The sequence below is a fragment of the Nocardia sp. NPDC051756 genome, from assembly GCF_040681495.1.
Taxonomy (GTDB): domain Bacteria; phylum Actinomycetota; class Actinomycetes; order Mycobacteriales; family Mycobacteriaceae; genus Nocardia.
In genome coordinates this window covers 282370-295001 of sequence record NZ_JBFAYV010000005.1, presented here as the reverse complement: position 1 = coordinate 295001, position 12632 = coordinate 282370, and the positions used below count along the sequence as shown (strand labels likewise).

The window sequence follows — 12632 nt, the reverse complement described above, 5'->3', positions numbered from 1 at the left end:
GCACCAGTTCATGACCCAAGCTTAAGGGATCAGCCGCCCGCCCGACCAGCCGCCGCCAATTTATTTGAATGATCGGTCCAGATAACGTAGTCTCACCGAGGTGGGCAGAACGAAGGAATTCGATCCGGACGTCGCGCTGCGGACGGCGATGGAGCTGTTCTGGCGACAGGGCTACGAGGCCACGTCCATGCAGGACCTGGTCGATCACCTGAAGCTGGGTCGCGGCAGCATCTACGGCGCGTTCGGCGGCAAGCGCGAGCTCTATCTCAAAGCGGTCGAACGCTACGTGGACGACACCAGGGCAGACCTGCTCGCGCAGCTGTCCGGGCCGGGTTCCGCGCTCGACGCGGTCCGCGCCATGGTCCGCTGGTATGCCGAGAGCTCGCTCGCCGACGAACAGCGAAAAGGCTGTCTGATGACCAATACCGCGGTCGAACTCCCCGCCGACGAGGGCGCGCGTCGACTGGTGATCTCCAGTTTGGAAACCATGGAGACGGTGTTCACGAGCGCGCTGCTGCGGGCTCGCGCCGAGGGGGAGTTGTCGGTGCAGCGGGATCCGGTCGTGCTGGCCAGGTTTCTCGTGACGCTGTTGCAAGGCGTTCGCGTGGTCGGCAAGACGCCCGTCCGGCAACGTTTCCTCGACGACACCGTCGAACAGGCGCTCGCCCTGCTCGCCTGACATTTCGTCGGTTCGCACCACACCGCCCGTTCGGGCAGCACGCACGCCTGTTCGGGCATTGCCATGCCCATTTTCTGGACTGATCGTTAAAGAAAAGGTAACTCTGTGACACGCACCGTCCCCACCGATGCCGAGCTGGCCGCCTCCTTGGCCGGCGATTTCACCAGCGCCTACGCCGAGGTCAACGGCGTCCGACTGCACCACGTCACCGGCGGCGCGGGGGAGCCGCTGATCCTGCTCGGCGGCTGGCCGCAGACCTGGTGGCAATTCCGGAAGATCTTGCCGCAGTTGGCTCTTCGCTATCGAGTGACCGCCGTCGACCTGCGCGGCATGGGCGGCTCGGCCAAACCCGAGTCCGGCTACGACAAGAAGACGATGGCGCGCGACATCCACGAACTGATCCGGCACCTCGGTCACCGGTCCGCATTCGTGGCCGGGCACGATATCGGCGCCTCGCTCGCCTATCACCTCGCCGCCAACTTCCCCGAGTCGGTACGGCGACTGGTCACCATGGACATGGGTGTCCCCGACGCCGCCTGGCAGGCGATCCCCATGCTGCCCAGCAGCGACGGCCAGGAGAAGGCGCTCGTGGACGGGCGCGGCGGCTATCCGTGGTGGTTCGCCTTGAACCAGCTGCGCGAGCTACCGGAACAGCTTCTGGCCGACCGCTTTCGGCTGGTGATCGATTGGCTCTACGGGCACATGCTGATCGATCAGTCGTCGGTCGAGGAGCAAGCGCGGCGCATCTACGCGCACGCCTACGATGCGCCGGCGGCGATCCGGGCGGGCAACGGCTGGTATCAGACGATGCGCCGAGACATCGCGGACCTCGCCACCTACGAACCGTTGACCCTGCCCATCCTGACCTTGGCCGGGGAGGAGTCGTATCCTGTTCTGCGCGAACAGATGTCGGCGGAAAAGGGCACCGATATTCGAGTGGTCGAGGTCAAGGGCAGCGGTCACTACATCGCCGAGGAGCAGCCGGAGCAGGTGGTGCGTGAGCTGACCGCCTTCTTCGGTTAGCTGAGCGCGGGCCACGTCGCAGCAAGCTCAACCAAGCGACAGATAGGTCAACTCCGCACACCTGCTTCTCACTCCGCATACCTCTCAACGTGCTGACGGATATGCGAAAGATGAAGCAGGTGTGCGAAGAATGAAACAGGTGTGCGGAGGATGAAGCAGGAGTGTGGAAGCAGGAGTGTGATGGATGGAGCAGGTGTGCGAACAACTACGGCCAACACTCCGACCACCGAACCGCAACCGACCATCCCGCTCTTCTTGTCCGAAGCGTTTGTAACGGGACCACAGCCAAGGAACCACGCCGGAACTCGACGAACACGCACCTGACTGCGGGAGGTAAGCCGGGTACGGCACACGACGCGCCCAGCACTGCTCCAGTGAAAACCTGTGTAGGTCTTCAGCTTTCTGTTGCCAGGTCCGGTTGGGATGTCTGTTGTTGTGCCTGCCTGGATAGGTAAACCTGGTCCCTGGGGATGATCGAGTAATGCTGGGCGCGTCAGGTGCCGTACCCGACCTACCTCCCGCAGTTGGGATGGGCAGCGTGGGAGTTCCGGCGTGGTTCCCTCGGGATCGGTGCGCTCGATCCGGCCGATGCGAATGTTGTCCCGTGCGGTCATCGGCCAGCGCGCGGGATCCTGCATGACCATCGCGATGCGGCGGTAGATGGACTGCTCGTCGACCGTGGCCAGATCGACGCCGTCCCACCGCACTTGGCCGTTGGTCGGCAGGTACAGGCCGGTGATCAGCTTGGCCAGCGTGCTCTTGCCCGAGCCGTTCTCGCCGACCAGCGCGACGATCTCGCCGCGGCCGATGGTCACGTTCACCGCGCGCACCGCGGGCTCGTCCTGGCCGGGGTAGGTGAACGACACCGAATCCAGGGTGATTTCGCGCGGATCGGCGGGTGCGCGCCCGGTCGCAGGTGGCCGGGTGTGCCGCTCGGTCTGCTCCAGCAGGTTGGCGTAGAACTCGAGGTAGAGGATGTTCTCGTAGAGGCTGTTGATCCCGATCATGGTCTGCGACAACGCCGCCGCGGCCATCCGCATCGCGACGACCGCCGTGCCCGCCAGCGCCAATGGCAGCGCATCCAGGTAAAGCAGCAGGCCGAGCACGCCGTAGGCAAGGCCGGTGCCCACTCCCGCGACGGTGCGCCCGGCCAATCGCACTCGTGCCCTGGCCAATTCGACCCGGCTGGTCTCGTCGGTGAGCTGATCGCTGATCCGCCGATACTCGGCGAGCAACGCCGGACCGGCTGTGCACGAGCGCAACTCCGCCGCGGTGTCCCGGCCGGACAGCAGCTCGCTGGCGATCGCGGTGCGCAGATTGCGGGTCACCGTCCGGATATAGGACTGGTAGGACAGCTTCGCCGCCCGAGCCGAAGCCCACAGCTCCGGCAGCACGGCCAGCAACACCAGCGGCGCGAGCAGCGGATGCAGCACCGCCGTGGTGGTCACCGCGGCGATCACGTGGATCGCCGCGCCGGAAATGCCGACGATCGCCTGCACGCAACGAGCGATACTGCCCATGCCGCGCTGTAACCCCTGGCGGACCAGATCGGCGTAGTGACTGTCCTCGAAGGCGACCAGCTCGACCCGTGCGATCGCGGTGTGCGCCTTGTCCCGGGCGATCCGCTCGGCCCGGGGTTTCAACAAGGCTTCGGCTGTGGCGGTGGCACTTTCGATCAGAGCGCGCACCGCCAGCGCGCCCGCGACCAGCCCCACCGACGGTAGCGCCGATACCACCCGGTCCGGCGTCGGCCCCTGCGCGAGCAACCCGCCCAGCACGTCCGCGGTGGCCAGCAAGCCGAACGCGGTCGCGCAGCCGCCCGCCACGGCGAGCAGCACGGTGCCGACGGTCAACCGTGCCGACGCCTGCCAGGCCAGGCCGATCACCACGCGCGCACCGGCAGGCAGCGCGAGCAGCGTCCGCCACAGCCCCGCGGCGGCCACCTGCTGGTCCACCGTCATCCAGGTGGGCGTGGTCATTTCGTCCACGCCGACGAGGGGCGCGGCACCGGGTTCGGCCGTCGACACCCGACCAGGCTCACCCGGCGGCCTTCCCGATCGGCAGGGACCACAGCCGCGCACTCCCGGGAAACGTTCCCGGCGAATCGGGCGCCCACCACCCCGCAAGGGTGCGATTCCCGATTCGGCCGGGCGAAATTCCCGGGCGGCCGTGGCTGCCTGCTCTGCCGCGCAGGTACGGCGACGAAGCACCGTGGGAGACGGCCGAATCGGGCAATCGACGCGGCCAGCCGATGGGCACTACCAACCAACGCACACGGTGAACACGTGCGGAAAGGAATGACATGTCTGCACCAGTAGACGATTTCGACCTCGACATTCGAATCGGCGAGCCGATCCGGATCCTCGCCCCGGTCATGTCCACCAAGACCACCGGCGGCGATTGGTGCGACGAATCGCACTGTCCCACCTGCGGTTCGGCCTGCAACACCGAACATCCGCCGCGCTGCACCAAGTACTGCTGATCGCCTGCGCAGGCCCGCCGAAACGGACCTGCGCAGCACAGAGCCGGTGACGATCCCCGATCCGTCGCTCGGCTCGGGCCAGAGAAAGGATGCGGTCGAAGGTGAATGCGGACCGTATGTCGACCATGGTCGATCAACTCCATACCGCCGATCAAGGGTGGCGACGGATACTGCCGAAGGAGCTGGCCGACCGGGCGCTCGCCGTCGCCGTCGACGTCGGGCAGCGGCTGTGCGATCCCGAAGCGGTGGCGCGGCAGATGCCGGAGCCGCCACTCAGTTCCGGTCGGGCCATCCTGTACGGCCAGCTGGATCAGTGTCTGCCGGAACGCGGTTGGGCAGAGCTGTCGCATGACTGCCTGGCTGATGCGGTACAGACTGTCCGGCAGGCGGACCACAGTTTTCTCGGCCTGTTCGGCGGCGGCATGTGCGAGGTGGCGTTCGCGGCCGACGCGCTGTCCAGGGACGGCGCCAGGTACCGCCGCCTGCTCAGCAGCTTGGACGGTCCGCTCACCGCTGCTTCGATCTCGCTGGGTGAGCTGCTCACGGCGCACCCAGCCGGCCAGCCGTTCAGATCGTTCGACCTGATCTCGGGCGGCGCGGGTGTCGGCGCCTACCTGCTGTGCCGTAGGGACGACCCGCACGCCGACACCGCACTGCGCGCGGTACTGACCGGGCTGGTGGCCCTCTGCGACGAGCGGGCCGGGCTCCCGAACTGGCACACCCCGGCTGCCGCCATGGTCCAGGGCACGCCGTTGGCGCAGTCCTTTCCGGCCGGCGTATTCAATTGCGGTCTGGCGCATGGGATTCCCGGCCCGTTGGCGTTGCTGGCGCTGGCCGAGCGCGCGGGTATCTCCGTGCCGGGGCAACGGGACGCGATCGAACGAGTGGCGAACTGGTTGATCGCCCACCGGGCCGATGACGAATGGGGGCCCAACTGGCCGACGGCGGTTTCGCTGCCGGATCCGACCGGGGCCGCATCGCCGAGCTACGGGCCGACCCACAACGCCTGGTGCTATGGCAGTCCCGGGGTGGCCAGAGCGCTGTGGCTGGCCGGAATGGCTCTGCAGGACAATGCGTTACGCATGCTCGCGGTGGACACGACGACCACCGTCTACGGCAGGCCGCCGTATGCGCGGCGCAGCGACCATTCACCCGGCCTGTGCCACGGCGTGGCCGGACTGCTGCAAATCACCCTGCGGTTCGCCCAGGACACCGGCGACGCCGTGTTCGCACAGGCCGCCGCAGAGCTGACCACCCGGGTGCTTGCCATGTTCGAGCCGGAGAGCCCCTTCGGTTACGTCGCGCTCGCCGAGGGCGGCGCGACGGCGAACGATCCCGGCCTGCTCGACGGCGCCGCCGGCATCGCCCTCGCGCTGCTCGCCGCCGCCACCGACATTCCGCCCGCCTGGGACCGAACATTGTTGCTGGCCTGACGATTCGAGACGACGATGACCGGTTCGAAGATCTACCGCCCGCTGGACTGGCTGATGGTCCGCGCGCCCCTGTTACCCATCGAGCAGTATCTGGCGCTGGCCGACGCCGGGCCGATCGACACCGCACCGGGAACGATGCTGCCCGCCGACCCGCGGGTGCAGCGGGCGCTCGCGGTCGGCGGCGGTGATCTGTTGCGCGCCTTGGAGCGACCGAAAGGCGACGCCCGTGCTCGCAGCAGGTTGGCCAGAAAACTCCAGCGCTACCTGATCCGGATGTCGAGCAGGCCGACACCATTCGGCCTGTTCGCGGGTGTCGGCCTGGCGAACTGGGGCGAGCGCACCGATCTCGCGCTCGCCGACGCTCCGGCCATCGTGCGCACCCGGCCGGACATGGGTTGGCTGCTCGACTTCGTCCATACCCTCGAACAGCGCGCCGAAGTCCGTTCGCAGCTCAGGGTATTCGCGAACCCGGCCACTTTCACCCAGGCCGATCGGGTATTCCTCAGCGAGCGGGCGGCTATCGGCGAGGATGCCCAAGCGGGCCAGTCGATTTCGTTACGGGCTACACCCGCGGTCTTGAGTGCGCTCGAATGCGCACGGTCGCCGCTGCCCTATGGCCGGCTGGTCGAGGAGCTGAGCACGGACTTCGGCGTCGGCCCGGAGAAGGCGGCGCGGCTGGTGGACCAGCTGTGCGAACAGACCCTGCTGCTCACCGACCTCCGGCCGCCGCTCACCGTCGCGGAACCGGCCGGGTACGTGGCCCGCCGCCTCGCCGAAATCCCCGCCGCCGCCGACGATTCGGCGGCCCTCGGCGACCTCCTCGAACAACTCGACGTCTGGGACCGGCTAGACCACGACCAAGCCGCGGCCGGATATCCGAAGCTGGTCGCCCAGGCGCGGGCGGTGCATTCCGCGCCGACGCCGAAGGGGCCGTTCCAGACGGACATGGCCACACCGCTGGCCGGGACTCTGGTCAACCGAGCCGTCGCGGACGAGGCCGCCCGCACCGCCGAACTCGTACTGCGACTCAGCAATTGGCCGACCGGCCTGTCCCATCTGGACAAGTACCGCGACTCGTTCGTGGAGCGGTACGGAGCCGAACGTGAGGTCGGTCTGCTCGAACTGATCGATCCGGAGATCGGACTCGGCGCACCCGGTCGAGCGGACCACACCGAACCCGAGGACAGCGCACGGCAATTGCGGCTGCGCACACTCACCGAACTGGCACTCGACGCGATCCGGGATCGACGGCAGGTGGTGGAGCTGGACCCGGCGACCATCGCCAAGCTGGAACTTCAGCCCGTCGACGTGGCGAAAGTGCCACCATCCCTGGATATTTCGCTGTTCGTGGTGGCCGAGTCCGCGGCCGCGGTGGACGCGGGCGATTTCCAGGTGGTGGTCGGACCGAATATGGGGGCAGCGGCCGCGGGCCGGGTGCTCGGCCGCTTCGCCGATCTGATCGGTCCGCGGGCCGAGGCGGCGCTGCGTACCGTGGCCGACGCGGAGGCGGCGAGTCGTCCCGGCCGGCTGTGGGCCGAGGTCAGCTACTACCCGCTGCCGGGCCGCCTGGCGAACGTCGCGATCCGGCCGGCCGTGCGGGAGTGGGAGCTGGCGTCGGACACCACCCCCGGCGTGCCGTCCGACCGGGTGGTCCCGCTGTCCGAACTGGTGGTCGGGGTGCGTGACGGCCGGTTCGTGGTGCGCTGGCCGCAGGTCGATCAGGAGGTCGTGGCCTGTGCGGGGCACATGCTCAACGCCGAGGTCGCGCCCGCCGTGCTGCGGTTCCTGGACGAGATCAGCCGCGCGGGCAAACCGGTTCCGGCGCCGTTCAATTGGGGTCCGGTGGCCGGATTCCCGTTCCTGCCAAGGGTTCAGGTGGGCCGGATCGTGCTGGCTCCGGCCAGGTGGCGGCTCACCCTCGACGAGCGGACCGCGACATCGGCGGCCGAGTTCACGGAGTTCTTCGACCGGTGGCGGGCGCGGTGGCAGCCACCGCGATACGTCTACCTGGCACTTTCCGACCATCGCCTGCTGCTCGACCTCGACTCGCCTGCCCAGGTCGAACAGATCCGCACCGAAGGGCGCGGCGCTCAGGAGATCTACCTGCACGAGGCGCTGCCCGCGCCGGATCAGGCGTGGCTGCCCGGGCCCGACGGGCATTACATCAGCGAAGTCGTGGTACCGGTGGTGCTCGCCGCGCACGAAACCCGGGACACCACAATCGTTCTGGACCGAGCCGCTCGTAAATCCCTGCCGCCGATTGCCGATCGAGTCCATCCGCCCGGTAGCGACTGGCTGTTCGCCAAGCTCTATCACGTGCCCACCTTCGAAGAGGACCTGCTGGCCGAGCAGATCCGCACGTTCTGCGCGCAGACCTTCGCCGATGGATCGGCCGACAGCTGGTTCTTCCTCCGCTATACCGATCCGGACCCGCACCTGCGGATCCGCTGGCACGGCGATCCCGACGCGTTGGCCGACCGGCTGGCGCCCGCGCTGCTGCGCTGGGGAGCTGCGTTGGTGGACAAGGGATTCTGTCGCCGCGTGTGTCTGGATACTTACGACCAGGAGGTCGAGCGTTACGGCGGCACAGCCGGTATCGCGGTCGCGGAGGACTTGTTCGCCGCCGACAGCGTGGCCGTGGTGGAACTGCTCGAACTGATCGATCAGCGGCGGGTGGAATTGGACCGCACGCTGCTCGGCGTATACGCGGTGCACGATCTGTTGACCGCGCTCGGCCTCGACGACCGGGAGCGTGACGCGCTGTACCGGCACAGCGTGCTCGACCGGCGGGCCACGGCCAAGGAGTACCGCGGTCAGCAGGACGTGCTCAGAGCGGTGCTCGGCGATCCGGATTGGCTGGCCGGGCAACCGGGCGGCGACGCGATCGCGGACGTCCTCGCTCGACGCCGAATTCGCTTGCAGGCCGCCGCATCCCAGCTCGCGGCGCTCGACGCACGGGGCGAACTGCGCCGATCCCGGCTCGAGCTCGCCCGCAGCTTCGTGCACATGCACTGCAACCGGCTGCTCGGCTGCGGCCATCCTCCGGAACAGCAGGTGCTCGGCCTGCTGCTGCGCGCGGGTGAGAGCCTGCGGCACGCGCCGATCGGGGGATAGGACCTAGCTCGCGCCACCCGCGGACAGGCGCAGAGCGACGTCGGGGAGCCGCCCGACCATGGCGATGGTGAATTCGGCGAGCAGATCGATGAGACCGTCGCGGTCGACATCGAGCCCGCCGTCGAGCCAGACCAGGACGAGTTCCGCGGCGCCGCCGGTGATCAGCTGCGAGGTCGCGGTGACCGCGGTGTCGTGGCCGGCGGGCAGGTCGAGCACCAGGCGGGTCTGCTCGGTGATGACGTCGGCGACCCGGCGCATGCCGTCGAAGCGGCTGCGCATCAGCGGCTCGCTGCCGGAGGCCTGGGCGAAGACCACCTTGGCCCGGCGCGGGTCGTCGGTGAGTTCGGTGATGAGCGCGGCGACGCCGGCCCGGATCTTGTCCGACGGCGTGCCGTCGGTGCCCGCCACGGCCGCGCGCGCGGTGCCGAGGGCCGCCTCCTGGATCTCCAGGAGCAGTTCGGAGGCGAGCGCGTCCAGATCGGGGAACGCCTCGTAGAAGAAACGGGGTCCGACCCGGGCCTGTTCGCAGAGACCACGCACGGTTAACGCGGACAGCCCCTGGGTACCGACGATGTCGAGGGCGGTGTCCAGCAGCCGCCTGCGTCGATCTTCCCGGCGCTCGGCGGTCGAGGTGCCGCGGTAGGTGCCGCTGAATGCTCGGGTCACCAGAGCAGTCTGGCAGAGGAGAAGTCGGGAAACAACTGTTTACGGAAACGCATGTTTCCTCTATCGTCTAAAGGGCCGCAGCGTTGCGAAGGGACGGCCGTCATGAGTCTTCTGATTCCTCCGAAAGTCACCGATGTCCAAGGGGACGTCCGGCGCTTACGGGCCCGGGTCGCCAAACGCGCGCAAACGCTGGGCGCCCGCGTCGCCGGCCGATTCCCGTCCGTCGAACGCCCGCTGGCCGACCCACCGCCGGGCAGCGGTCTGCGGCCGGTGCCCGGCGACTTCGGCGCTCCGGGAATCGGATACACCCTGCACGCGCTGACCGACCCGATCGACCTGATACGCCATCGCGCCGAGCGCTACGGCCCGGTGAACTGGATGGGCATCCTCGGCCGCCGCACGGTCGGCGTCACCAGCCCCGCGGCCATCGAGGCCGTGCTGATGGATCGGAACAAGTCGTTCTCGGCGCAGCGCGGCTGGGAGTTCTTGATCGGCCCGTTCTTTCGCGGCGGCCTGCTGCTGCGGGACTTCGACGAGCATCTGTTCCATCGCCGGATCATGCAGCAGGCGTTCACCCGGCCCCGGCTGATCGGCTACCTGGACCTGACCACCCCGCGCATCACCCGCGGCATCGCCGGCTGGCGGCCCGGCACCCAGTTCCCGCTCTTCGACTCGATCAAGCAGATCATGCTCGCGCAGGCCACCGAGGTCTTCGCCGGCGCCGAGCTCGGCCCCGAAAGCGTGGTGGTGGAACGGGCTTTCGAGGATGCGGTGCACGGAGCGACCGCGCTCATCCGCACCAATGTGCCCGGCGGGGTGTGGTCGCGCGGCGTGCGCGGCCGGCGCATCCTCAGCGACTACTTCCGGCGCGAACTGCCGGCCAAGCGGGCGGGTACGGGGACCGATCTGTTCAGCGTGCTGTGTCATGCCGAAACCGATGAGGGACACACCTTCTCGGATCAGGAGGTGATCGAGCACATGATCTTCGTGATGATGGCCGCGCACGACACCAGCACCATCGCCGCGTCCATGCTCGCCTATGAACTGGCCCGCCACCCGGAATGGCAGGACCGGCTGCGCGCCGAATCTCGCGCGCTCGGCAAGCCGACCCTCGACTACGCCGATCTCGACCGGCTGCCCGCGCTGGACCTGGCGTTCAAGGAGGCGCTGCGGATGTATTCGCCGGTGGCGCAGCAGATTCGCGAAACCATCCGGGACACCGACATTCTCGGCCACTACGTGCCGAAGGGCACGCTGGTCATGGTCGGCGCGTACCCGATGATGCGCACCGAGGAGTACTGGCACAACCCGGACGTCTTCGACCCGGAGCGGTTCGCCGCAGACCGGCGCGAGGACAAGTCGCACCGCCTCGCCTGGTCGCCGTTCGGCGGCGGCGCGCACAAATGTATAGGCCTCTACTTCGGCGGCATGACGGTCAAAGCCGTTCTGCACCAGATGTTGTTGCAATACAGCTGGTCCGTGCGGCCGGGTTACGAGGTGCCGCTGGTCGCGGGCACCGGCCCGATGCCGGCCGACGGATTGCCCATCCACCTGGAGCGACTGCCGTCATGAAGATCAACGCCGACCGCACCCGCTGCGAAGGGCACGGCATGTGTGAGGCCCTGGCCCCCAACCTTTTCCGCGTCGGCGACGACGGCATCGTCGAGCCGATCGCCGACGCGATCGAGGACGACGACCACGACCTGATCCAGCTCGCCATCGATAGTTGCCCGGTCGAGGCGCTGCGTTTCGGCTGAGTCGGGCGGGCACGGAAACTCCTGGGCGCGGCCCGATCCCATTGGGTGACATCCGAACGAGATCAAGAGTTTGGAACCTCGACGGCGAGGCATTACCTGTCCGAATACGACAGGCTCGGCAAGGAGGTTCAGGTGTCGTCTGGAGTGTTGATCATTGTGATCGTTCTGGTCGTTGTCGCGGCGGTGGTCGTCGCGTTAGCGGTGTGGCCGATGGTGCGCAGGCAGCGACTGCGCAGCAAGTTCGGCCCCGAGTACGACCGGACGGTCGAGGAACACGACGACCGCCGGGCGGCCGAACGTGAACTGGCCGAACGCGAAAAGCGTCACGCCGAGCTGGAACTGCGCGCGCTGACGCCGGAACAGAAGCAGCTCTACACCGCGCAGTGGGTCGAGGTGCAGGAGCGGTTCATCGACGATCCGGCCGAGGCGCTGCAAGCCGCCGATCGGCTGCTGACCACGGTGATGAGCCAACGCGGTTATCCCACCGAGAATTTCGACCAGCAGGTTGCCGACCTGTCCGTGGAGCACGCGGAGCCGCTCGGCCACTATCGCGCCGCGCACGAGATCGCGACCAGGGCGACCGGCACCGAGGTGTCCACCGAGGACCGGCGCGCCGCCATCGTGCATTACCGAGACCTGTTCCAGGACTTGCTGAATGGCGCCACCGACAAGCACACCGATGACAAGAATTCCGAGCACGACAAGAAAGCACTGTCATGAGCACCGAATACGAGCGCACCGTGCATTCCGACAAGTCGACCGACGAGGCCCCGCTGAGTGAACACGAGGCGCGGTCGTCCTGGCAGGGGGACGAAGCCGAGCACGCGAGAACCACCGGCGAATCGGAAACCGGCCTCGCGGACGAGCATTCGAGCACCGAGCGGGCGAGCACGACCGACGTGGATGTCGAACCGGAGCACGTGAGCACGACGGAATACGACGCCGAGCCCGATCGGGCGACCACGGCGAATTCCGGTGCGGGGGAGGCGACCACGGCCGACTACGACGCACAGCCCGCGGAGACGACCGCCGCCGACTACGACTACGACGCGCGACCGACCGCCGAGGAGGACCACGTGACCACCACGGCCGCCGACACCGATGCGGAGCAGTTCACCCCCGCCGCGACCGACACGGCCACGGAGCAGGCGAATCCCGCGAGTAACGGCGCTGAGCAGCAGCATGTTTCGCTCGACGACGTCGAGACCCCGCTGTTCGCCGAGGCCGATCTCGACCGGCTCCGCAGTCAGTGGCGCGAGGTGCAGGGCGCCTTCGTCGACAGCCCGCGCGACGCGGTCACCCAGGCCGACACGATCGTCTCGGACATCATCTATCAGCTGACCACCGTCTACGCCGAACGCAAGCGGGTGCTCGAGGAGCGCAGCGCCGGTCTACAGGAATCCGATACCGAAGACCTCCGCCAGGCGCTGCGCGGCTACCGGGGCTTCTTCCGTCGGCTGCTGTCGATCGAGTCGTAA

General features: G+C 68.0%; 11 protein-coding genes. 9 read left to right on the top strand and 2 right to left on the bottom strand.

Annotation, left to right across the window (positions count from 1 at the left end; translation table 11 throughout):
* Nucleotides 1–100: 100 nt before the first annotated feature.
* Both AB0M22_RS23335 and AB0M22_RS23330 read left to right on the top strand, forming a co-directional pair.
* On the top strand, nucleotides 101–679 hold the full coding sequence (locus tag AB0M22_RS23335; protein ID WP_364730497.1) for a TetR/AcrR family transcriptional regulator: 579 nt from the start codon (nucleotides 101–103) through the stop codon (nucleotides 677–679).
* A gap of 105 nt (nucleotides 680–784) precedes the next feature.
* Nucleotides 785–1702 carry an alpha/beta hydrolase gene (locus tag AB0M22_RS23330; protein ID WP_364730494.1) on the top strand — a complete coding sequence of 306 codons (918 nt, stop codon included), beginning with the start codon at nucleotides 785–787 and terminating at the stop codon, nucleotides 1700–1702.
* A 68-nt stretch (nucleotides 1703–1770) separates the two neighbouring features.
* Here AB0M22_RS23330 and AB0M22_RS23325 read toward each other — a convergent pair whose 3' ends face one another.
* Complete coding sequence (locus tag AB0M22_RS23325) at nucleotides 1771–3729, bottom strand: ABC transporter ATP-binding protein/permease (protein WP_364730491.1); 1959 nt, start codon at nucleotides 3727–3729, stop codon at nucleotides 1771–1773.
* A gap of 275 nt (nucleotides 3730–4004) precedes the next feature.
* Here AB0M22_RS23325 and AB0M22_RS23320 point away from each other — a divergent pair, with 275 nt between their 5' ends.
* The 3 genes from AB0M22_RS23320 (at nucleotide 4005) to AB0M22_RS23310 (ending at nucleotide 8731) form a co-directional block, all read left to right on the top strand.
* The gene (locus AB0M22_RS23320) at nucleotides 4005–4184 is read left to right on the top strand and encodes a hypothetical protein (RefSeq protein ID WP_150404733.1); all 180 of its coding nucleotides are present in this window, start codon (nucleotides 4005–4007) and stop codon (nucleotides 4182–4184) included.
* A gap of 101 nt (nucleotides 4185–4285) precedes the next feature.
* The gene (locus AB0M22_RS23315) at nucleotides 4286–5617 is read left to right on the top strand and encodes a lanthionine synthetase C family protein (RefSeq protein WP_364730488.1); all 1332 of its coding nucleotides are present in this window, start codon (nucleotides 4286–4288) and stop codon (nucleotides 5615–5617) included.
* Nucleotides 5618–5632: 15 nt separating this feature from the next.
* Entirely contained in the window at nucleotides 5633–8731 is a 3099-nt protein-coding gene (locus AB0M22_RS23310; protein WP_364730485.1) for a lantibiotic dehydratase, read from the top strand.
* A gap of 3 nt (nucleotides 8732–8734) precedes the next feature.
* On the opposite strand, the gene AB0M22_RS23305 is transcribed toward AB0M22_RS23310, so the two are convergent.
* A complete protein-coding gene (locus AB0M22_RS23305) occupies nucleotides 8735–9397 on the bottom strand; it encodes a TetR family transcriptional regulator (RefSeq protein ID WP_364730482.1) in 663 nt (220 codons plus the stop codon).
* Between the two features lie 102 nt (nucleotides 9398–9499).
* Between AB0M22_RS23305 and AB0M22_RS23300 the strand changes: the two genes are divergently transcribed.
* The 4 genes from AB0M22_RS23300 to AB0M22_RS23285 all read left to right on the top strand — a co-directional run bounded on the left by AB0M22_RS23300 (nucleotide 9500) and on the right by AB0M22_RS23285 (nucleotide 12632).
* Nucleotides 9500–10969 (top strand): cytochrome P450, encoded by a 1470-nt coding sequence (locus AB0M22_RS23300; RefSeq protein WP_364730479.1) that lies wholly within the window; start codon nucleotides 9500–9502, stop codon nucleotides 10967–10969.
* Nucleotides 10966–11154, top strand: coding sequence for a ferredoxin (locus AB0M22_RS23295; RefSeq protein WP_364730476.1), 189 nt, complete (start codon nucleotides 10966–10968; stop codon nucleotides 11152–11154). Before AB0M22_RS23300 ends, AB0M22_RS23295 begins: the two co-directional genes overlap by 4 nt.
* A gap of 132 nt (nucleotides 11155–11286) precedes the next feature.
* Nucleotides 11287–11874: a hypothetical protein gene (locus tag AB0M22_RS23290; RefSeq protein WP_364730473.1), complete on the top strand. Its 588-nt coding sequence runs from the start codon at nucleotides 11287–11289 to the stop codon at nucleotides 11872–11874.
* Complete coding sequence (locus tag AB0M22_RS23285; protein WP_364730470.1) at nucleotides 11871–12632, top strand: hypothetical protein; 762 nt, start codon at nucleotides 11871–11873, stop codon at nucleotides 12630–12632. The genes AB0M22_RS23290 and AB0M22_RS23285 overlap by 4 nt, the downstream gene beginning before the upstream one ends.

What these genes read in the sequence shown, in the direction of transcription:
- AB0M22_RS23310 (WP_364730485.1), top strand. Translation starts at nt 5,633, where the DNA reads ATGACCGGTTCGAAGATCTACCGCCCGCTGGACTGGCTGATGGTCCGC.
- AB0M22_RS23320 (WP_150404733.1), top strand. Translation starts at nt 4,005, where the DNA reads ATGTCTGCACCAGTAGACGATTTCGACCTCGACATTCGAATCGGCGAG.
- AB0M22_RS23295 (WP_364730476.1), top strand. Translation starts at nt 10,966, where the DNA reads ATGAAGATCAACGCCGACCGCACCCGCTGCGAAGGGCACGGCATGTGT.
- AB0M22_RS23285 (WP_364730470.1), top strand. Translation starts at nt 11,871, where the DNA reads ATGAGCACCGAATACGAGCGCACCGTGCATTCCGACAAGTCGACCGAC.
- AB0M22_RS23300 (WP_364730479.1), top strand. Translation starts at nt 9,500, where the DNA reads ATGAGTCTTCTGATTCCTCCGAAAGTCACCGATGTCCAAGGGGACGTC.